The organism is Rhodococcus sp. 24CO (genome assembly GCF_050586165.1).
Taxonomy (GTDB): Bacteria; Actinomycetota; Actinomycetes; order Mycobacteriales; family Mycobacteriaceae; genus Rhodococcus_F.
This window is the reverse complement of sequence record NZ_JAZFNF010000005.1, coordinates 415,279-436,220: the sequence shown is the minus strand read 5'-3', so window position 1 is coordinate 436,220 and position 20,942 is coordinate 415,279. Positions and strand designations below refer to the sequence as shown.

General features: G+C 61.0%; 20 protein-coding genes. 11 read left to right on the top strand and 9 right to left on the bottom strand.

What is annotated here, in order from left to right; genetic code table 11:
• Positions 1 to 27: 27 nt before the first annotated feature.
• Together V2B23_RS14940 and V2B23_RS14935 are read right to left on the bottom strand one after the other, a co-directional pair.
• Complete coding sequence (locus V2B23_RS14940; RefSeq protein ID WP_430951053.1) at positions 28 to 1,107, bottom strand: phosphotransferase family protein; 1,080 nt, start codon at positions 1,105 to 1,107, stop codon at positions 28 to 30.
• A 260-nt stretch (positions 1,108 to 1,367) separates the two neighbouring features.
• Entirely contained in the window at positions 1,368 to 1,955 is a 588-nt protein-coding gene (locus tag V2B23_RS14935) for a TetR/AcrR family transcriptional regulator (protein WP_430951052.1), read from the bottom strand.
• A 157-nt stretch (positions 1,956 to 2,112) separates the two neighbouring features.
• Between V2B23_RS14935 and V2B23_RS14930 the strand changes: the two genes are divergently transcribed.
• Entirely contained in the window at positions 2,113 to 2,979 is an 867-nt protein-coding gene (locus tag V2B23_RS14930; RefSeq protein WP_430951051.1) for a crotonase/enoyl-CoA hydratase family protein, read from the top strand.
• A gap of 62 nt (positions 2,980 to 3,041) precedes the next feature.
• Here the strand turns inward: V2B23_RS14930 and V2B23_RS14925 are convergent, their stop codons facing one another.
• Entirely contained in the window at positions 3,042 to 3,848 is an 807-nt protein-coding gene (locus V2B23_RS14925) for a crotonase/enoyl-CoA hydratase family protein (protein WP_430951050.1), read from the bottom strand.
• 100 nt (positions 3,849 to 3,948) lie between these two features.
• Here V2B23_RS14925 and V2B23_RS14920 point away from each other — a divergent pair, with 100 nt between their 5' ends.
• From V2B23_RS14920 to V2B23_RS14910, 3 genes are read left to right on the top strand one after another with little or no spacing between them, the layout of a single operon-like run.
• Complete coding sequence (locus tag V2B23_RS14920; protein ID WP_430951049.1) at positions 3,949 to 4,917, top strand: NADPH:quinone oxidoreductase family protein; 969 nt, start codon at positions 3,949 to 3,951, stop codon at positions 4,915 to 4,917.
• 45 nt (positions 4,918 to 4,962) lie between these two features.
• Positions 4,963 to 6,510, top strand: coding sequence for an acyl-CoA synthetase (locus V2B23_RS14915; protein WP_430951048.1), 1,548 nt, complete (start codon positions 4,963 to 4,965; stop codon positions 6,508 to 6,510).
• Entirely contained in the window at positions 6,507 to 7,601 is a 1,095-nt protein-coding gene (locus V2B23_RS14910; protein ID WP_430951047.1) for a CaiB/BaiF CoA transferase family protein, read from the top strand. The genes V2B23_RS14915 and V2B23_RS14910 overlap by 4 nt, the downstream gene beginning before the upstream one ends.
• 25 nt (positions 7,602 to 7,626) lie before the next feature.
• On the opposite strand, the gene V2B23_RS14905 is transcribed toward V2B23_RS14910, so the two are convergent.
• Complete coding sequence (locus V2B23_RS14905; protein WP_430951046.1) at positions 7,627 to 8,433, bottom strand: enoyl-CoA hydratase/isomerase family protein; 807 nt, start codon at positions 8,431 to 8,433, stop codon at positions 7,627 to 7,629.
• 128 nt (positions 8,434 to 8,561) lie between these two features.
• Here V2B23_RS14905 and V2B23_RS14900 point away from each other — a divergent pair, with 128 nt between their 5' ends.
• The 3 genes from V2B23_RS14900 to V2B23_RS14890 all read left to right on the top strand — a co-directional run bounded on the left by V2B23_RS14900 (position 8,562) and on the right by V2B23_RS14890 (position 10,524).
• Positions 8,562 to 9,338, top strand: a complete 777-nt coding sequence (locus V2B23_RS14900; RefSeq protein WP_430951045.1) for an enoyl-CoA hydratase — start codon at positions 8,562 to 8,564, stop codon at positions 9,336 to 9,338.
• Between the two features lie 369 nt (positions 9,339 to 9,707).
• Positions 9,708 to 10,247, top strand: a complete 540-nt coding sequence (locus V2B23_RS14895) for an HNH endonuclease (protein WP_430951044.1) — start codon at positions 9,708 to 9,710, stop codon at positions 10,245 to 10,247.
• Between the two features lie 25 nt (positions 10,248 to 10,272).
• Complete coding sequence (locus tag V2B23_RS14890) at positions 10,273 to 10,524, top strand: WhiB family transcriptional regulator (RefSeq protein WP_430951043.1); 252 nt, start codon at positions 10,273 to 10,275, stop codon at positions 10,522 to 10,524.
• Positions 10,525 to 10,587: 63 nt separating this feature from the next.
• Here the strand turns inward: V2B23_RS14890 and V2B23_RS14885 are convergent, their stop codons facing one another.
• The 4 genes from V2B23_RS14885 to V2B23_RS14870 all read right to left on the bottom strand — a co-directional run bounded on the left by V2B23_RS14885 (position 10,588) and on the right by V2B23_RS14870 (position 15,183).
• On the bottom strand, positions 10,588 to 11,739 hold the full coding sequence (locus V2B23_RS14885; RefSeq protein ID WP_430951042.1) for an acyl-CoA dehydrogenase family protein: 1,152 nt from the start codon (positions 11,737 to 11,739) through the stop codon (positions 10,588 to 10,590).
• 15 nt (positions 11,740 to 11,754) lie between these two features.
• Complete coding sequence (locus V2B23_RS14880; protein WP_033236365.1) at positions 11,755 to 12,738, bottom strand: NAD(P)H-dependent flavin oxidoreductase; 984 nt, start codon at positions 12,736 to 12,738, stop codon at positions 11,755 to 11,757.
• Positions 12,739 to 12,774: 36 nt separating this feature from the next.
• Positions 12,775 to 14,181, bottom strand: a complete 1,407-nt coding sequence (locus V2B23_RS14875; RefSeq protein ID WP_430951041.1) for a 4-hydroxyphenylacetate 3-hydroxylase N-terminal domain-containing protein — start codon at positions 14,179 to 14,181, stop codon at positions 12,775 to 12,777.
• Positions 14,182 to 14,247: 66 nt separating this feature from the next.
• Positions 14,248 to 15,183: an IclR family transcriptional regulator gene (locus V2B23_RS14870; protein WP_430951040.1), complete on the bottom strand. Its 936-nt coding sequence runs from the start codon at positions 15,181 to 15,183 to the stop codon at positions 14,248 to 14,250.
• Positions 15,184 to 15,284: 101 nt separating this feature from the next.
• Here V2B23_RS14870 and V2B23_RS14865 point away from each other — a divergent pair, with 101 nt between their 5' ends.
• The 3 genes from V2B23_RS14865 (at position 15,285) to V2B23_RS14855 (ending at position 19,435) form a co-directional block, all read left to right on the top strand.
• The gene (locus tag V2B23_RS14865) at positions 15,285 to 16,997 is read left to right on the top strand and encodes a thiamine pyrophosphate-binding protein (protein ID WP_430951039.1); all 1,713 of its coding nucleotides are present in this window, start codon (positions 15,285 to 15,287) and stop codon (positions 16,995 to 16,997) included.
• On the top strand, positions 16,997 to 17,776 hold the full coding sequence (locus V2B23_RS14860; RefSeq protein ID WP_430951038.1) for an SDR family NAD(P)-dependent oxidoreductase: 780 nt from the start codon (positions 16,997 to 16,999) through the stop codon (positions 17,774 to 17,776). Before V2B23_RS14865 ends, V2B23_RS14860 begins: the two co-directional genes overlap by 1 nt.
• Before the next feature lie 120 nt (positions 17,777 to 17,896).
• Positions 17,897 to 19,435 (top strand): long-chain-fatty-acid--CoA ligase, encoded by a 1,539-nt coding sequence (locus V2B23_RS14855; RefSeq protein ID WP_430951037.1) that lies wholly within the window; start codon positions 17,897 to 17,899, stop codon positions 19,433 to 19,435.
• Positions 19,436 to 19,455: 20 nt separating this feature from the next.
• On the opposite strand, the gene V2B23_RS14850 is transcribed toward V2B23_RS14855, so the two are convergent.
• Positions 19,456 to 20,103, bottom strand: a complete 648-nt coding sequence (locus V2B23_RS14850; protein WP_430951036.1) for a TetR/AcrR family transcriptional regulator — start codon at positions 20,101 to 20,103, stop codon at positions 19,456 to 19,458.
• 158 nt (positions 20,104 to 20,261) lie between these two features.
• Between V2B23_RS14850 and V2B23_RS14845 the strand changes: the two genes are divergently transcribed.
• Positions 20,262 to 20,879 carry a carbonic anhydrase gene (locus V2B23_RS14845; RefSeq protein ID WP_033232570.1) on the top strand — a complete coding sequence of 206 codons (618 nt, stop codon included), beginning with the start codon at positions 20,262 to 20,264 and terminating at the stop codon, positions 20,877 to 20,879.
• Positions 20,880 to 20,942 lie beyond the last annotated feature (63 nt).

Genomic DNA, 20,942 nt, shown 5'->3' with positions numbered 1-20,942 from the left:
CAATCTCGGGGCGCGTCGCACTGGAAGTCAGCGACGCAGTTCGTGAACAGAGGAGGTGCAGGTCAGATCGAGCGCACGCTGTAGAAGCGGGCCGACCATGTCGGCGACGTCGTCGAATCCCTCGCCGACAGTGTCGCCCTTGGCGTGCCTGGCATTGATGCCCTCGAGGATGACGGCAATCTTGAAGTCGGCGAACACCGTGTACCAGTCGATATCCGGGAGATCGACATTACGACGGTCGGCATATCGTTCGAGTAACGCAGCGCGACTGGGAAACCCGTCCAATCGAGCAAGACCGCGAGTGATCGGGTTGTCGACGGCTCCGGGTTGGTCCCAGAAGCTGAGCATGATGCCGACGTCGGCGAGTGTGTCTCCGAGTGTTGCCATCTCCCAGTCGAGGAGGGCAACAATCTTTCCGGGGTCGGATCGGGAGTAGAGGACATTGTCGAGTTTGACGTCGCCGTGCACGATCCCGGGCAGGGATGTGGTGGGAACGGCACGGCGAAGCTTGTCGAGGAGTGCCGCGACTTCGGGACGGTCGGTGGTTCGAGAGGCGTCCCATTGCCTCGACCATCTGGTCAGTTGTCGCTCGAGGTATCCGTTGGTTCGCCCGAAAGTGTTGAGTCCCACGGAATCAGGATCGACAGAGTGGAGGTCTGCGAGAACATCGGCAAAGGCGAGGCCGGCGCGTTCTCGATCGGCAGGAGACAGGGCTGCGGCGGATTCCGGGGTGCCGATGGAAACGCCGTCGATCAGTTCCATGAGATAGAACGTCGCGCCGAGGACATCTGCGTCCTCGCAGAGAAGAACCGCGGCGGGTACCGGCACCGACGTGGACGCGAGCGCGTCGATGACGGTGAATTCGCGAACCATGTCGTGTGCGCTCGGAAGTACGTGACCGAACGGGGGACGCCGTAATACCCAGGTGTTCGAGCCGTCTGCGACGCGGTAGGTGGGGTTGGATCGCCCGCCGCTGATGAGTGACGCCGTGATCTCTCCGTCGATCCCGCCCGCGAGATTCGTCGACAGGTACGTGGAGAGTGCGTCGAGGTCGAGTCCGGAGACGACGCGGCCTGCGTCGGACGTCGTCGATGATGCTGTGGACATTCGATGCACGCTCCTTTCGATGGAAATACAGCCGAACGATCGTTCGGCTGCAGATCATCATCAATGGAACGATCGACAAATGTCAACCATGAATAAATGTCGAATTTCCTGGGAACATGAGTGCGGGATCCACGATGATCGAACCGCTTGCCAAACGATCGTTCGCCTGACATTATGGGCATTTCGTGACGCAGGTCTCACAGATGGCGGAGGTGTGGATTCCGGTGAAACGCGTGCAACGGAAGGATTGTTCAGGCCGGTCAGGCCGGTTCGACCATCGCGGTGGCCAAAGCGCAGTAGCGATCCGCGATGTCCTGCGCGCTCAGGGGCCCGTCGGCACGCCACCACACGCAGACCTGCTGCCCCATATTGATGATGGCGCGAACGGCATCTCGTGGGTATTCGGTGCGGAACGCGCCTTCTTCCACTCCGCGTTCGATGACATCCCGGAAGATGTTTTCCTGCTCGTCGCGCAGTGCTACTACCAAGCGGTGCCCCGGCTCGTCGAGACTGCGCAGCTCGGTTGCTCCGACAAGTGCGTCTTCGCGTCGCGTCGTGTGGAACATGACCCATGCGCGAACCAGCGCTTGCAGTTGGTCTTTCGGCTCTCCACCCGAGCGGAGCAGCGCGCTACGCGTCATACCGTGAGCGTCTCGCAGTGCTTGGAGCATTATCTCCTGCAGAATTTCCTGCTTGGATTTGAAGTGGTGATAGATGGATGCGACTGTCAGATCGGCACCAGCGGCGATGTCGCGCATGGATGTGCCGTGGTAGCCGCGTTCGTTCATGTTTCGGACAGCAGAATCGAGAATGAGCTGCCGGACTGCGGCAGTTTTTGCCACGCTCATTTTTCGATCTCCTCGCGTTCTGCACGTCTTCCGGTATCCGGACACAGCGTAGTAGCCGAACGATCACAAGGTTCGACGGGCCGCAAATATCCGCCGTGAACTGCGAATATCCACATCCTGTGAGCTTATCGTTCGTTAACAAGAGGAGAATTTGCCTGTGCAGCACATATCGCTGACCGTGGACGACGGCATCGCCGTCATTACTCTCGATCGACCGGACAAGCTGAACGCCTTCACCACGATCATGGAAAACGAACTGATCGAGGCGTTCGACATCACCGACGCTGACGATTCCGTACGCGCCGTGATTCTGACCGGAGCAGGTCGAGCGTTCTGTGCCGGCGCCGATCTGTCCTCCGGGCCGGATACTTTCACCGAATGGAGCGTCGAGCAGAACGGCGCAGAAGAGAGTAGCGCCGGCGAACGGCGTGATGGCGGCGGTCGTGTGGTGCTACGGATGTTCGACTCACTGAAGCCGATCATTGCGGCGATCAATGGTCCCGCGGTCGGCGTCGGCATCACCATGACTCTCGCTGCGGACTTCCGATTGGCGGCTGACGACGCCCGGATGGGGTTCGTCTTCAATCGCCGAGGCCTTGTGCCGGAATCGTGTTCCTCCTGGCTGCTGCCGAAGTTGGTTCCGCTGCAACGAGCACTCGACTGGATTTACTCCGGGCGGATCTTTCCGGCTACCGAAGCCCACGCCGCAGGATTGGTCTACCAACTCTATTCGGCCGACGATCTGTTGGGTGAGGCTATTGCCCTCGCGCGCAACCTTACTCGCCACAGCGCTCCGGTTTCCGTTGCGCTCTCGCGTCAGATGGTTTGGCGCCTGCTCGGCGCCTCACATCCCATGGCGGCGCATCGGATCGAGAGCATCGGGATCAACGCCAGAGGCGCGCAAGAGGACGTCCGGGAGGGCATCAGTGCCTTCCTCGGCAAGCGTGACGCGAACTTCCCGGATCGGTGCAGCGACGCGATGCCTGACCTGTTCTCGGAACATCTCCCGCGACCGCAGTGGTGACGGTGACGGAAATCCGTACCCGCCACCGGAATCGAGGATTCCGGTGGCGCATGGAAAACGGCTCAGCGACCGGTCCAGACGGCCGGGCGCTTCTGCGCAAAGGCCAGCGGGCCTTCCTGTGCGTCGGCGCTGGTGAAGACCACCTTTATTGCAGCGGCGTTGGCTGCCCACACATCAGGTTCCCAGTCCGATGCCGTTGCGGTTCGATGAATCATCGACTTCGACTCTCTCACCGACAGTGGCGCGTTTGCCGCGATCTGCTCCGCCAATTCGAGCGCAATGTCCAGTGCGGTTCCCGCCGGTGCGACGCGGTTGACCAGGCCCAGTTCCTTGCCCTGCGCGGCCGTGATCGGTTCGCCGGTCAGTGCAATTTCGAGCGCCACTTTCCGAGGGACTTGTTGCTGCAGTCGGATCACGCCGCCGGCAGCGGCGAACAATCCGCGCTTGACCTCGGGCAGGCCCAGCTGCGCGTTCTCGTCGACCACCGCAAGGTCGCTCGCGAGCACCAGTTCGGTGCCACCGCCGAGCGCAAATCCGTTGACCGCGGCTATGGTCGGTTTGCTGATCCAGTGCTGTACGTAACCCGCGAAACCCCGTTCGGGATGACCGTCGGCGTCGGTGCTCTCTCCCGCCGACAGGGCTTTGAGGTCCGCACCGGCGCAGAACGCACGGCCGGAGCCGGTGATCACGACGACGCGCACGTCGGCGTCCGCTTCGGCCTGTTCCAGCAAGGTGCCGACTGCGGTCGACAGAGCCGCGTTCACCGCGTTCAGGGCCCGTGGTCGATTCAGGGTGATGATCGCAACCTGCCCACGAACCTCGTACAGTGCTGCTGCTTCGGATGTCTTGTGCTCGGGCGTGATTGCCATGGACTACCTCTCGTCGTAAAGTCTTACCTATCGCTCGTTAAACTGGTACCACGGGCGCGCCTGAACAGTCAAAGATGTCGGATCACCACGAGGAGCGCGAATGCATGCAGTCCAGCTAGCAGAATTGATCGGACCGGAAGGTTTGCGTTCGGTCGATATCGCCGAGCCGACAGACCCGACGCGGGTTGTGGTCGACCTGCATGCCGCCGGAGTGTGTTTTCCGGACCTTCTCCAGACCACTGGCAGTTATCAAATGGCGCGTGAATTGCCATGTGTTCTCGGGCTGGAAGGCGCGGGTGTTGTTCGTAGTGTGCCGGCAGGGTCAGATCTGTCCCCGGGTGACCGCGTAGCTGTGTTGTCCACGGAGGACGGATCCTGGCAGCGCACTGTGCTCGTGAAGCCGTCCTCGGTCTTCCCTCTCCCGGATTCCGTATCTCTCACAGCAGGATCCGGATTTCTGGTCAACTATCTGACGGTGCATTTCGCGCTCGACGAACGAGCTCGGTATCGAGCCGGTGAGACGGTGCTGGTTCACGGCGCTGCAGGTGGAGTAGGTATTGCCGCACTGCATGTCGCTGCCGCGCTCGGGCTCGAAACCATTGCGGTGGTGAGCACGCCGGAGAAAGCTGCACTGGCTGCCGAGTCGGGTGCATCGCACGTCGTCTTGGTCGACGGCTGGAAGGATCGAGTTCGTGAGATCACGAACGGTCGCGGCGTCGATATCATCCTCGACCCCGTCGGTGGTGATCGTTTCACGGACAGCTTGCGCAGTCTCGCTCCCAACGGTCGCCTGATCGTCCTAGGCTTCACAGGCGGTGAGATACCGACCGTCAAGGTCAATCGACTTCTGCTGAACAATATTTCGGTGATGGGCGCCGGATGGGGTGAGTATCTGCGAACCGATCCCGGATACCTTGCCCGTCAATGGAATGTGCTTTACCCTTTGCTCGAGTCCGGGGTCCTGCGAGTGCCCGAACCGACTCTCTATCCGTCAGATCGTGCCGTGGATGCGTTGACATCCCTGAAAGACCGGTCTGCTGTCGGAAAAGTGGCTCTGTCCTTCGAATGAGCTGAAACCATTCATCTTTTGTGAACGAAACCTTGGAGTGAAACCATGTACCCCGGAGCCTATGTCGCAACAACCCCGGACAAAGCTGCTGTCATTGTCGCGGAGACCGGTGCGGTGGTGACGTTTGCGGAGTTGGAAGCAAATTCGATTAGAATCGCGCGTGTTCTGCATGAACTGGGTATGCGACGCGGCGACAATTTGGCGGTGCTCGCCACCAACAACATTCAGGTTTTCGACATCTACTGGGCTGCAATGCGGTCGGGTGTCTATCTCACGATGGTGAACTGGCATTTGACTGCTCCCGAGGGTGCCTACATTGTCGAAGATTGTGACGCCAAGGTGGTTATTGTCGATTCGGCGTTACCTGAATTGGCGGGGACTTTGGCCGATCTCATTCCGGCAGATGTGATTCGGTTGTCCTTCGGTGGCGAACTGGATGGGTACGCCTCGCTTGACGCGGCAGCGGCGCTGGAGTCCGATGAGCCGTTGCCGGATCAGCCTCGAGGTGCCGACATGTTGTACTCATCGGGAACAACCGGTCGGCCCAAGGGGATCAAGCCGGCGTTGCCGGATCGGCAGATTCAGGATGCCGGTGATCAGATGACGGTGATGAACCAGACTGCTTGGGGCGTTACCGATTCCGACGTTTACCTTTCGCCGGCTCCGCTGTATCACGCTGCGCCACTTCGCACTTGTGCATCGGTACAGGCGCTGGGTGGAACCGTCGTCGTGATGAATCGGTTCAATGAAGAGAAGGCGCTCGAGTACATCGAGAAGTATCGAGTTACCTACAGCCAGTGGGTTCCGACGATGTTTGTTCGGATGCTCAAACTTCCGCAGGAGGTGCGAGAGCGTTACGATATCTCGTCGTTGCGTCTGGCGGTGCATGCTGCGGCGCCGTGCCCGGTTGACGTGAAGCGTCGGATGATCGAGTGGTGGGGCCCGATTCTCGACGAGTACTACTCGTCCACCGAGTTGAACGGTATGACCCTCGTCCACTCCGATGAATGGCTGCGTAAACCGGGGACGGTGGGCCGGGCGGCCTTGGGTGTTCTGCATATCTGCGGCGAGAACGGTGAGGATCTGCCTGCGGGAGAGGTGGGTACCCTGTACTTCGAACGTGATGCACTTCCCTTCAATTACCACAATTCCCCTGAAAAGACCCGTGAGGCACAGCATCCCGCGCATCCGACGTGGACAACGACGGGTGATGTCGGATATGTCGACGAGGATGGCTATCTGTTCCTGACTGATCGAAAGTCGTTCATGATTATCTCCGGTGGTGTGAACATCTATCCGCAGGAAATCGAGAACGCGCTGATCGACCATCCGTCGGTGTTGGATGCGGCGGTGATCGGTGTTCCGGACGACGAGATGGGCGAGATCGTGATGGCAGTTGTCGAGCCTGTTCCCGGTCTGGTAGCCGGTGATGCGCTTCGCGACGAATTGCTCGATCATCTGCGGGGGCAGATTGCGAAGTACAAGCTGCCGAAGCGGCTCGTGTTCAGCGCCGATCTTCCGCGCACCCCTACCGGAAAACTTGTCAAAGGCATACTGCGTGATCGTTATTCGGACAAGGCCGGTGCCCGATGAGCGGCCCGTTGCACGGAGTGCGCGTACTGGAGTTTGCCGGCCTCGGACCGGGACCGCACGCTGCGATGATGCTGGCCGATCTCGGAGCCGACGTCGTCCGCATCGAACGTCCGTCGGGCGGGCTGGAAATCTCGCCCAAGGATCAGGACCAATTGTTGCGCGGTCGCCTCTCGATCGAGGCTGATCTCAAGACCGACGCGGGGCGCGAACTCGTCAGGGCTCTCATTGCGAAAACCGATGTGTTGGTAGAAGGTTTCCGCCCCGGCGTCACCGAACGACTGGGGTTCGGTCCGGACGACTGTAGGCAGGTCAACGACCGACTGATCTACGCTCGCATGACGGGTTGGGGTCAGGAAGGCCCATTGGCTCAGCGCGCGGGGCATGACATCACTTACCTTGCGCTGACCGGTGTCCTCCATACAATCGGCCCAGCCGAGAAGCCCGTGGTCCCGTTGAATCTGGTGGGCGACTTCGGCGGCGGCTCGATGTTCTTGATCCTGGGAATCGTCTCTGCGCTGTACGAACGTGAGAAATCCGGCAAAGGCCAGGTGATCGACGCAGCCATTGTCGACGGAACATCGGTACTGGCACAGATGATCTGGTCGCTTCGTGGTAGTGGGCAGTGGAGTGATTCTCGCGCAACCAATCTGCTGGACGGTTCGACTCCGTTCTACGACACGTATCAATGCTCGGACGGCAAGTTCGTTGCTGTCGGTGCACTCGAGCCGCAGTTTTACCGGGCGCTGCTCGACGGTCTGGGATTCGATCCCGCGTCCCTACCCGCACAGATGGATCAGGATGGCTGGCCGGAACTGCGCGAGCGATTCACGGAAGCGTTTGCAGCACGCACACGTGACGAGTGGGCGGCGCTCTTCGAATCGACGGATGCGTGCGTTGCACCGGTTCTGAGCCCTGCAGAGGCTGCAACGCACCCGCACCTTGCGCACCGTGGAACTTTGGTCGAAGCCGACGGGATAGTGCAGTCGGCACCGGCGCCGCGATTTTCGCGGACGACAACGACTCAGCCCGCTGGGGCGCCCAAACCTGGCGCGGATACCGCAGCCGTGGTGAGTGACTGGCTGAGCACCTGAAGTGCAGTCAGGTTCCCCCAGATCGTCAACGCCGCCGGTAGGTCGGAGCCCGCTTCTCGAGAAATGCCGCTGTAGCTTCGGCAGCATCCTCCGTGAGAGCGGTAATGACCTGCTGGCGGTTCTCGAACTCGATCGCCGCATGCAGCGTCGGGGTTTCCAGAGCCAACCACATGCCCTTCTTGGTCATCTCGACCGAGACCGGCGGATTGTTCAGGATCTCACCGGCGATTCGAAGTGCCTCGGTGAGAAGGTCTTCCGAGTCGACGATTCGGGAGATGAGTCCGATGGATTGCGCATGCGAGGCGTCGAATCGACGCCCGGTCAGCATCAGTTCGTGTGCATTGCCGGCCCCGACGATGCGTGGCAACAACCACGAGACGCCGATATCGCACGCCGAGTATCCGGCGGTGATGAACGAGACCGCAAAAACTGCCTCGGGTGCGGATATTCGGATGTCACTGGCGCAGACGAGTGCTAGTCCGCCGCCCGCCGCCGGCCCGTTCACCGCGGCGATCACAGGCTGGGGTAGTGAATTGATTCGCTCGGTCAGATGTGCGATGTCCTGCTGTCGTCCGAACGCCGCGAGAGTTCTGCCTTCGGTCTCGTCTCGTTCGGAGTCGCCGTAGCCCTCGAGATCCAGCCCGGCACAGAACGCTCGTCCTGCGCCGGTGATGACCACGACGCGACACGTTCTATCCGACGCGATGTCGTCCAGCGCTGCGGTCAATGCGGCGACCAGGTGGACGTCGAGCGCGTTGAGTCGTTCGGGTCGATTGAGAGTGAGCAGGGCAACGCCCGGCGTCGGTGTACTGATGTCGAGTAGGTCGGACATGGTCTACTTCTCCTTGTTACTTATCGTTCGCTAAGGTATGAATATCAGTGAATCGCATACTTAGGCAAGACCCTTCCGTCGCCGCTTCCTGCCGCGACCGGACGACTGCCTGAACGACAAGGACTGACATGACTGCAACTCGATCAGACGTCTACTCGACCCATGACAACGGCGTGCTTCGTGTTGTGATCAACAGGCCACACCGAATGAATGCGGTGAACACCGAATCGTTGCAGAATCTCGCTACGGTATTCGACGATCACGCGCGTCGCGGCGACGTACGGGTGGCGGTACTCGAGGGAGAGGGCAGAGCATTCTGCACCGGGGCGGACCTGGCGGATGCGGTGTTGTCGGGTCCGCCCTCCGCGGACACCATCGATGCCGCCAACGACCTGGCGCGTGCCATCAGATCGTTTCCCGCCCCCGTGATCGCAGCGGTACGAGGTCCCGCTGCAGGAGTGGGTGTTTCACTGGCATTGGCGTGTGATCTCACCCTTGCCGGCGAGTCGAGTTACTTCCTGCTCGCGTTCACGAAGGTGGGCTTGATGCCTGACGGCGGTGCAACAGCTCTCGTTGCGGCGTCGATCGGCCGTGCCCGGGCCATGCGAATGGCACTCCTTGCGGAAAAACTTTCGGCACGAGACGCTTTCGACAGTGGGCTGATCTCTCAGGTCTGCCCGGACGACGCATTCGACGACGAGCTTGCGGAGCTGATTCAGCGCCTGGGTAGCGGGCCGGGTAAGGCATTCCAGCAGACCAAGGACGCGATCAACGACGCCACCTTGACTGAACTGGACTCAGCCTTCGAGCGTGAGCGCGCCGGACAGATCGGGCTTCTTGGTGGCGCCGATTTCGCGGAAGGCGTTGCTGCGTTTCAGGGTAAGCGGGCAGCGGTGTTCGGCTGACAGTGGTAGGCCAGTTGAACTGAGCGACGACGCGCGGGCTGCCGCCCGTGAATATCCGCAATACATCTGGGCCATGACATGGCACACTGGGCAACCTGTAGCCGACGCACACGATCAGGAAGGACACGCGAATGCACTCCAGCTTGTACTCATACCGCAAGCCGCAGTCGATGATCCATTTCCTGGACCGGCTGGCGGGAAACTCCGGCATGACCGCCGGATTCCGCATCTGCTGAAGCCCCACAGTTCGGGGCGTGCGCGTCCCGACTCCATCCAACGGGTGACCCCACGGCCGACCTCGGCCACACCGGACGATCACACCTCGAGAACCACCACTCCCTCTGTGAGAGAACAAGGTTGTCGATTGTCATGCCCAGCACACTCACCGCCATCACGACCCGCACCTGGATGAACAAACAGGTGCGGGTTCTCAACGTCACCTACGAGGACTTCGACCTCGTACCAGCCGCTCGCGCGGTTGTGCTGCTCGTCGAGGATCTCGCACTCACACTGGTCGAGCACTCTCCGCGGTTCGTCGTGCGCTCCCAGCATGTGGCGATTCCGCTGCCGCGGACCATTCAGCTACTCGAGTACGTGCACACCCCGCCACGTCCGACGATCGACGACGACACCCGCGCGAGCTTCGCCGGTGTTCTGGCACGCGACCACTATCGGTGCGCCTATTGCGGTGCGGCGGGGGCGACGACAGTCGACCACGTCTACCCACGTAGCCGAGGCGGAAACAACAACTGGGCGAACCTCGTGGCGTGCTGCCTGAACTGCAATAACGTCAAGTCCGATCAGACCCCGGAAGAGTCAGGCATGCCGCTCCTCTGGGTACCTCGAGCGCCCCGCACCGACCGCAAACGCCAGCACACGATCTGGCGCGAACTGACTCCTCATCTCTGAATCGCTTCGGAAGGAGGCATATCCCATGACGACGATGATGACATTGGCTGACCTGCTACCTATCTCGGAGGAGACCGCAAACTGGGCCGTCGCCGCCTGCCGCGGCGATCGGCACCCGGACCGGTGGTTCCCCGACCCGAGTGAGGCGTTCGATTACGCGGCCGAGATCTGCGCCCGGTGCCCCATCGCCATCGCGTGCGCTGCCTATGCGGCCGATACTGCGCAGACCGGGGTCTGGGGCGGCTGTGAGTACCGGCAAGGCAAGATTGTCCGCTGAGTGCACGTCGGGCCCACACCGGTAGTGGTGTGGGCCCGACGGTTTGGATTGACTCGATGCCTGTCAGTTCTTGGCGATGTCCCGACCGATGATCTCTTTCATGATTTCGGTGGTGCCGCCGTAGATCGTCTGAATTCGGCTGTCGACGTAGGCTCGACCGATCGGATATTCCATCATGTAGCCGTACCCGCCGTGCAGTTGGACGCATCGGTCCACTACACGCTTTTGTAGCTCGCTTGCCCACCATTTTGCCTGCGCCGCTTCGACGGCGGAGAGCTCCCCGTCGTTGATCGCCAGGACTGCATTGTCGACGTACGCCTGTGTCACGTCGATTTCGGTGAGCATCTCGGCGAGTGCAAATCGTGTGTTCTGGAAGTCGCCGATGGGCTTTCCGAATGCACTGCGATCGAAGGCGTAGGCCTTGGTCCATTCGTAGGCCGCCCGTGCCACGCAGATTGCGCTGACGGCAATCGAGAGCCGCTCGCGGGGAAGTCGTTCCATCAAATGGATGAGTCCACCGCCCTCGGTACCGAGTAGGTTGCTCGCCGGCACACGGACGTTCTCGAACGACAACTCGGCTGTGTCCTGGCCTGCAAGACCTACTTTGTGGAGCTTGCGACCGCGGGTGAACCCTTCCATTCCACGTTCGACGACCAAGAGGCTGAAGCCGCGCGATCCAGCGCTGGGATCAGTACGGGCAGCGACGATCACGATGTCGGCATGGATACCGCTGGTGATGAATGTCTTCTGGCCGTTCAAGATCCAGTCGTCCCCGTCACGAACTGCAGTGGTCTTGATACCCTGCAGATCGCTACCGGTTCCCGGCTCGGTCATCGCAATGGCGCAGATGATCTCTCCGGCAGCCATTCCCGGAAGCCAGCGCTGTTTCTGCTCGTCGGTTCCGAGATCGGCGATGTACGGGATGACGATGTCGTCCTGGAGTCCGAGTCCGGCGCCGAACGAAGTGGTGGCGCTACGGGCGATCTCTTCGGCGACGATGTAACGGTAGCGGTAGTCGAGTTCTCCTGACCCGCCGTACTGTTCGGGTACGGCCAAGCCGATGATGCCCATCTTGCCGGCGGCAAGCCACGCTGATCGGTCCACGAGACGGTTTTCTTCCCAGTCGTCGTAGTGTGGGCTCACCTCACGGGCAATAAACTCGCGGACGGAATCTCGATAGGCTTCGTGATCTTCGGTGAAGAGTGTGCGACGCATACTTTCTCTCCTGTCCTAGACGGAAACGCGTTCGGTCATCGAGCGCAGACGCGCTCCGATGATGTCCTCGGCTTCGGAGACCATGCGCTGCACCATGTCGTCGACGGTGGGGATGTCGTGAATCAGCCCCTGCGAGGTTCCGACAGTCCAGATTCCGGCGTCAGGGTCGCCCTTTTCGTAGACGGTGCGTCCGCGAGCGCCTGCGACCAGTTCGCGTACGTCTTCGAATTGTCCTCCTCGTGAGAGGATGTCGACGACCTCACGGCTGACGGTGTTGCTTGCGACCCGCGCGGTATTGCGCAGTGGCCGGAAGATGAGTTCGGTCTGGGTTTCGTCGGCGGCGACGATGGCTTCTTTGATGTTCTGGTGAATCGGCGATTCGACGGTGCACATGAAGCGTGTGCCCATGTTGATGCCGTCGGCGCCGAGAGCCAGGGCGGCGACGAGTCCGCGGGCGTCGGCAAATCCGCCGGAGGCGATCATGGGAATCGAAATCTTCTCTGCCGCTGCGGGAATCAGGACAAGTCCAGCAACATCGTCTTCGCCGGGGTGGCCGGCGCATTCGAAGCCGTCGATGCTGATGCCGTCGACACCGAGGTCCTGAGCCTTCACTGCATGGCGCACGGTGGTGCACTTGTGGAGCACCTTGATTCCGGCGTCGTGGAACATCGGCAGGTGCGGTCCGGGATTGGAGCCGGCGGTCTCTACGATCTTCACTCCCGAATCGACGATCACCTGGCGGTACTCGTCATACGGAGGTGGCGTGATGGACGGCAGGATCGTGAGGTTGACGCCGAACGGCTGATCGGTGAGGTCGCGGCAGCGGGCGATTTCGTTGGCCAGGTCCGCGGGCGTCGGTTGCGTCAATGCGGTGATGAATCCGAGTGCGCCGGCATTGGCAACGGCAGCAACGAGTTCCGCTCGCCCTACCCACTGCATGCCGCCCTGCACGATGGGATGGCGAACACCGAACGTTTCCGTGAATGCTGTTGAGATCATGAGGGTCCTTGCTGTTGCGTCGGAGTGGAAGTCGGGTCAGAGGTGGGAAATTCCGGCCAGGTCGCTGACGTAGTCTCGTGCCTTCGTGGGATCGAAGGAGCGTGAGATCTGCAGCTTCTCGGCTTCAAGTGAGCCTTCTGCGTGGGTTGCGAGCACGGATTGGTATCCGCCGTAGTCGCGTGCGGTGAGGTCGGCGATGAAGTTGAGTAGCCTCAAACGCTTTTCGGCAGGAACTGCGGCTGCATAGTACTTCTCGAGGACGGCGCGAATATCGGGGTTGTCCCAGTCTTCACCGCCTGGGCCGGTGGCGAGCAGGCCGCCGGAGAGGTCCGTCAGGATAGCGACGGCGTTGTGAAATCCGTGGGCGAAGTGGTATTTGGCCATGTTGACGGCGAGAGGATCGGGCTGCTGAACGCCGTGTGCGCCGGGACGGGATCGCACGGCGGCGAGTTGCGCCAAGCCCCGGACCGTTTCGCTCCAGGTGATCAGTTCGGTGATCTTGCCTTTGACGTGGCCGGCCTTGCTGATGCCGTTCGCTTCGGCGATCAGCGATGCCGCACCGACCATGATGTCGAGCAGGGGCAGTTTGTAATTGACGGCGGTGAAGCGGTGGTAGTCGACGAAAGCCAGTGCGAGCGGGCCGGCGAGTTCGGGTTGGCGGTTGAGGAAGACCCGATTCTTCGGTACGCGTACGTCGTTGAAGACGGTGAGCAATTCGAGCAGCTTGTGCTTCGTGGAGATCGGGAACTCGAACGAGTTGCGTTCCCCGGCAGCGTACGGGGAGACGTACAGTTCGAGACCCGGTGTGTCGATCGGAATGGCAAAGGATACGGCGTAGTCGGCGTCGTCGGGTCCCATGGCGCGGGTGGGTAGCACGATGAGCTCGTCGGCGTTCGCGGAGAACGAGGTGTGACATTTGGCGCCGCGCACAGTGATGGAGTCGGCGTCTTCGTCGACGATGTGAAGGTAGAGGTCGGGGTCGGCCTGTTGACGCGGCGTGAGTGAGCGGTCGCCTTTGACATCGGTTTGGGCGACGGCCAGGGACAGGTCGCCTTCGCACACTCGCTGGTAGAAGGCGCGGGCATTGTCGAGTCCATCGCCGGTGGTGGCGCGTAGTAGTGCAAACAATGCGTCGCTGCCGACCTCTTTGAGGACGATGGTTCCGCCGCCGCGTCGTGATACTTCCTCGATGAGTGCTCCGCGGCGCACGAGATCTTCGGCGGAGTTCGGCGCGACGTAGAACGCACTGACCGGTTCGCCGTCCACTTCGGTGATCGCGAGGTCGGGCCGGTCGTCGGCAATGTCGTAACACAGTGCCGAATGATCGACTGCGAGAGTCAGTTCCGGCTCCGCGTAGACGTCGGAGATCTTCTTCCCTCGGTAGAAGACCCGACGATCATCGTTGAGGCCTTTTCGATACTGGTCACTGGACCGTATGCCCACGGGATACTTCCTTGCTCTTCTGTCGCGGTTGTTGCTCTGAACATAGCTTAGCGATCGCTATATAAGCTATGTTGCACGGTCTTCAGATGTCAATGGGTTGGGCGAACGGCCATGCATCAGCGCGGTGACCCGTTCTGCGGCTTCGCACACAAGTGCGCCGAGTTCGGTAATGCGTTCCCCGGTTACGGATGACGGTGCATCAACCAGGCAGAGAATCAGTGCGGGTGACGTGTCCTGATCGAACGCGGTCGCGTTCACGGACAGCAGTTGGTAGTGCGCGTTCGGGTCGATCGCGCCTATGGCAACGTCTGCGGACAGAAGTCGCCGTGCTTCTCGTAGTGCGAGTGCTGCCCGCTGTCCGCCGACCCCCGGTGCGCGCAGCTCTGCGACCGCATCGGAGATCGAACGGTCTTGTTGCCAAAGGCATTCCACGGCAAATCCGCGCTCCCGGATAGTGGCGAGGATCGATTCGTACTCTGCCTGTAATAGCTCGGTCTCCGCATTCAGGGCTTCTGTGCCGAGCTGAAACCACTCGTCGAGTTGATCCTGCTCGTACCAAGCTGCCAGTGCGGCGCCTAGCGGCGGTGCCATCAATACCTTGTCGCCGACGCGTAGTCCGAGCGTTCCGCCACGTCTGGAGATCGGTTGAACAACTTCTGCGACAACCAGATCGGCGCCTGACCGGATGAATCCCAGGCATGCCAGTTCTGACGTGTCGGCCAATTCGTGCATGACAGTTCGGGCGAGGTCGACGACATCGGTTGCACGAGAGGCAGCCTGGCCGATCGGGATAAGGGCAGGGCCGAGTTGGTATGTCTTGCGAACAGGATGGCGGACGAGCCAACCCGACTCTGTCAGCGCGACGACCATGGGGTAGCAGGTTGCCTTTGCGACCCCAAGGTGCCGAGCAATGTCGGCAAGGCTGCGTCCCGTTTCGGGATCGGACGCCAAAAGTTCGGCGAGCATGACGATGCGATCGGTCTGTGGTGAGTTACGTGCCATGTGTTCGCATAATGCCACTCTGGCGTCGCACTGTGACCCACGCTACCGTGCAAAGTGCTTAGCGATCGTTAATCAAGCGTCAGATTCCTGGAAGGACAACCATGACTGTCAACGGTGGCGAACTGCTTGCCAGAGCCCTAGCAGAAGCCGGAACTACCGAGGTATTCACCCTGCATGGAGGACATTTGGATGCTTTCCTCGTTGCCTGTCGGCGAAACGGCATTCGCCTCACCGACACCCGTCACGAAGCCACTGCCGGGCATGCCGCCGACGCCTACGCGCGGGTGACTGGGACGTACGGCGTTTGTGTCGTCACATCCGGTCCGGGCTTTACCAACGTCTACACCGCGCTGACCAATGCGCTGCTCGATCGCACTCCGACCATCTTCGTTGTCGGGGCTCCGCCGATGCGCGAGACCGAGACGAATCCACTGCAAGGTGGGTTCGATCAGATAGCAGCGGCCACACCGGTGACCAAGTGGGCCTATCGAATAACCGACCCGGCACGCGTGCCCGAAATCGTTGCTCTGGCTATTCGCAAGGCCACGACCGGAATTCCGGGTCCAGTGCTACTCGAAGTTCCGATCGACGTGATGTTCGGTGAAGCCGACGAAAACGCCGTGAGATTCCCCGCGAACTACACAGTCGACGCACGGCCCGGTCCAACGGCCTCGGCTGTCGAAGCCGCACTCGATGTGCTTGGTAGCGCGAACAATCCCGCGATTGTGATCGGCGGTGGTGTTACGTTCTCTCGCGCCGGCGAGGCTCTGGTGGCATTTGCGGAAGCGGTGGATGTACCCGTGTTCTACCCGGGAAAGTCGGATGGAGCGATACCCGCAAGTCATCGTCTCGCCGGCGGCGGACTGTTGGCGATCGGGTCTTTGCCTGCCCTCGGGCAGCCGACTCCCGACGTGGTGCTGGTAGTCGGAGCTCGGGCCGGAATGTTCACGGGCGGGCGCACCAGCCTGTTCCCTGGCGCGCGGTTGATACAGATCGACGTCGACGCGTCGGAAATCGGACGTATGCAGGATGTCGAGGTTCCGATCCTCGCCGACTGCCGTGAGGCGCTCGTTGCGCTGAAAACTGCTGCTGATCAACGTCAATGGCCTGACTGGACTAACTGGGTCGAGGCCGCCACCAGTGCGAGGCACGCGCATCGTCATGGATTCACGGATCAGGAGACGCAGACCGGAAAGGCGCATCCGTACTTCGCGGCGCGCGCGATCGTCGAAGCTTGCCCTCCCGGCACGACCTTTGTCATGGACGGTGCCGAGGCGCCGTCATGGGGTGAATTCTTCACGACGACAGAACAAGTGGGTGGCGTTCTGCGCCTCGGGTATCTCGGTTGTCTGGGAATCGGGCCGGGATTTGCTATCGGCGCACATCGTGCGCGCCCGGAATCGCCCGTCGTGCTGATCACCGGCGACGGTGCCGCAGGATTTCACATCCAGGAATTCGACACTATGGCCCGTCACGGAATACCCGTTGTGACAGTGGTATTCAACAACGCCGTGTGGGGGATGTCGATCCACGGTCAGGAAGCTGTGTACGGAGATGAAGGTATCGTCGTGTCCGAGCTCGCGGACAGCGCATACGAGAAGGTTGCCGAGGCCTTCGGCGGGTACGGCGAGCGAGTCAAGGATGTTGCATCTATCGCCGACGCGATGAAGCGTGCATTCGACGCCGGGGTGCCCGCATGTATCAATGTCGAGGTGGACCCGCACGTCGTTCACCCCATTACGACAATGATGCTCGGCGACGTCACCAGCACGGACGAAATCGTGGTCCCCTACTACGAGAACATTCCTCGCTGATGTCGACACGTGTTGCGGGGAAAGTAGCGGTCGTGATCGGCGGGGCATCCGGCATCGGTTGGGCAACTGCGCAATTGCTGGCATCGGAAGGTGCAACGGTTGTAATCGGTGACATCGACGTCGAAGGTGGACGGTCCCGGGCCGTCGAACTCGGCAGGGGAACTGAAGCCGTGTGCGTCGATGTTGTCGACGAGGACTCGGTTCGGGCTGTCTTCGCAGAAACTCGGGCGAGGCTCGGTCGGGTGGACATTGCAGTTAACTGCGCCGGCGTGAATCTGCCCGGATTCATCACCGAGTTGGACGCCGAGACGTGGAGGCGCACGGTGGATATCTGCCTGACCGGTGGGTTCTTTGTGATCAAACACGCTGCCCGAGCGATGGAGGCCGGGGGCGGGATCGTCTCGATCACCTCTCTGAACGCACGCCAGGCTGCCGCGGGATTTGCGGGATACTGCTCCGCCAAAGCGGGTCTCGCCATGCTCACCGAGGTTGCAGCGCTCGAGCTCGGTGAGCGCGGGATCCGCGTCAACGCCGTCTCTCCCGGTCTGGTCGAGACACCACTTGTCGAGGGGCTGACGTCTGTCCCGGTAATTCAGGCAGATTTCACGGAGAACACGCCGCTCGGACGCAACGGATCGCCGCGCGATATTGCGGAAGCTGTGCTCTACCTGGCCTCCGACGAGTCGTCGTGGACAACGGGGGAGGTTCTCGACGTCAATGGCGGTGCGCATTTGCGTCGGTACCCCGATGTCATGAAACACCTCGGAGCTTTGTCGTAGCGGCAAGGCTTTGGTGTGGTTGGTTCGGGGGTATCAGGTTGATGCGCTGGGAACCTTCCCTCGGGGCTGCCCGTCGCACATGAATCCGCTCCTTCGAACTGAGAAAGATCGTCTACTCACATGCTTACGGAATACCGCCTCGCCGACGAGAGTCGTCGTCATGCTCTTGCTCGCCCCGATGCCCTTGCTCTGACTGGTCGTGATGGTTCGATCACTTTCGCGGAGTTGGACATTCGAACAAACCGGCTTGCGAATGTTCTGATCGCGCTCGGTTGTGGTGCAGGCTCTCGGGTGGCGGTTGTGGACAGAAGTTCCACGCAGGTGGTCGAGACAGTGCTGGCCGCGGCGAAGATCGGGGCAGTAACCATTCCGGTCAACTGGCGATTGTCCGGTGCAGAGGCGGCCGAGGTGCTCTCCGATTCGGAAGCGCAAGTGTTGTTCTTTCACAGTGAATTCGACGGTGCGGCATCCGCAGTCCGGGAATCCGGAGCGCCGCTGCCGCGGCTGGTTCAGATCGACGGTGCCGGCCCGTCGGACTACGAAGCTCGATTGGCGGGTGCGAGCACGGTGGACCCCGGGTGGCATGGAGGCTCGGATGACGTTGTTCTGCAGCTTTATACGTCCGGCACGACGGCAAAGCCCAAAGGTGTTCTCACGTCGAACCGGAATCTCGGGGCGTGTACACAGACCGGTGGCCCATGGGGATTCGACGAATCATCCGTCAGTTTGTGTGCGATGCCGCTGTTTCATATCGGTGGATTGGGTTGGGTCCTCGTCGGTCTCGCGAACGGCGCGCACAACGTCATTCTGTCGGAGTTCACGCCGCCTGACCTGCTGGACGTGATGGAGACTATGAGCATCACGAATACATTCCTGGTGCCCTCCGTGATCGGGATGATGGTCGAAGTACCGGGCGCGCGAGACCGAGGTTTTGCAGCACTCAGATCTATCGCCTACGGATCCTCGCCGATCACACCAGCAGTGTTGAGGCGAGCTCTCGACACATTCGACACCCCGCTGTTTCAAGTCTACGGTCTGACCGAAACACACGGAGCTGTAACGCAACTCGATGCCGCTGACCATTCGATTGACGGAGAGAAGGTCTCGCTGTTGCGGTCGGTAGGCAAACCGTACCCCTGGGTGGAGTTGAAGGTTGTGGGCACGGGCGCATCCGAGGTAGCAAGTGGTCAGTCAGGGGAGATCTGCATCAGATCCGAGCAGACTACGCAGGGCTACTACAAACGTCCGACGGAGACGGCGGCTGCGATCGATGCAGACGGTTGGTTTCACACCGGAGATGTCGGACGGATCGACGACGATGGGTACGTCTACATAACCGATCGGATCAAAGACATGATCATCACCGGTGGAGAGAATGTGTACCCCGTTGAGGTCGAATCGGTAATCGCCGAATACCCAGGCGTTTCACAGGTTGCCGTTGTCGGAGTGGAGGATCCGGTCTGGGGTGAGGCAGTCAAGGCGGTGGTGGTCGCCGCCGCAGAACACGAACTCGATGCCACCGCGATAATCGCATTCACTCGAGCACGCCTCGCCGGATACAAGTGCCCGAAATCGATCGACGTCGTCGCTGAACTCCCACTGGGCGCTACCGGAAAGATACTCAAGCGCGAGCTTCGAGCACAGTATGCGGCACTGTGAGAACTGCAGCGCCGTGAGAACTAGCGAGTCCGCTTGGGGCGAGGCTTGCATCCCACCGTGTTCAGGGCGATCTGTGCATATTTCTTGGCGACTTCCTCCGGGCTGAGTTCGCCTTCCGCGTGGTACCACCGCGGAATGGACTGGCACATAGCGAGTAGTGCCCGAGTGGTCTCGGCTGTGTCGGCGACAGAGAACAATCCTCGTTCGACGCCATCGACGACGATGTCGAATGCGAGTTCCTCGATGCCCTTGCGGACAATGCGGTATCGCTGCCGGTTCTCGGGGCTGAGGTACCGCACCTCACCTTCGAGGGCTGCCAGGCGGGATCGGGTTGTCATGCGCAACACGATCGCTTCGACGACATTCGTGAGCTGTTGGCATGGGTCGTCGCCGCCGTCGGCCGAGGCGGTGTGTGCACGCGCGAGCACGTCGCCGGTCGAGATCTCCAAGAGCGCGAGGAGAATTCCTTCCTTGCTCTGATGGTGGTAGTACAGCGCAGGGATCGTGACACCGACGCGGCGCGCGATATCTCGCACGGAGGTGCCGTGGAAGCCGTTGTCGTAGAATCCTTCGAGGGCAGCTTGGAGGATGGGGCTCAGTTCGAGTGGCTCGATCCGTCGCCAACTGGCCTCGGTGGTGGCAGTTTTCGCCGAATTCTTCGTGACCATGACTTCTCCATTAGCTATCGTTCGATAAGGCTTGGGGGGATCGTACGCTGCGGAGGTCGATGCTCCTCCGCGTGCCGGACTACGGACAAGGCGGTTGGTTTCCGCGACCAGGCCCTTCCCGATGTGTCGGAATATCGCGGCGGGTGCACAATATTGAAATGCCGAATTCAAGTCCTAAGTCCGCCTGGAAGTCCCTCCGTGAGGGAAACGAGCGATTTGTGGGCGGCGAGTCCATTCATCCCAGCCAGGGAATCGCGGATCGCGCGAAGCTGGTCAACGAACAGCACCCCACCGCCGTGCTGTTCGGTTGTGGTGATTCCCGTGTTGCCGCCGAGATCATCTTCGATCAGGGGTTGGGTGACATGTTCGTCGTCCGCACCGCAGGTCACGTGCTCGACGATTCCGTTCTCGGTTCCATCGAGTACGCCGTGCACGTTCTCAACGTGCCTCTCATCGTTGTGCTCGGGCACGACGGCTGTGGCGCCGTCAAAGCCACGCTCGACGCTCTCGACAAGGGTGCAGTGCCCGACGGCTTCATTCGCAGTGTGATCGAACGCGTTGCGCCGTCCATTCTCATGGGACGTAACGAAGGACTGAAGACTGTCGACGAACTCGAGGGCCGGCACGTTGTCGAGACGGGCTCGCTCATCATGCAGCGGTCACGAATCATTGCCGACAAGGTGGCCAAGGGAGAGTGCGCGATCGCGGGTGTCACCTACACGCTGTCCGACGGACACATGCGTCTGCAGGGCGTAGTAGGGGAAATCGGCGAGTAGGCCGGGATAATCCCCGCAGTCCTTCGTCACACGGTGCCGACACGCCGTCTCAGCTGACCGTTT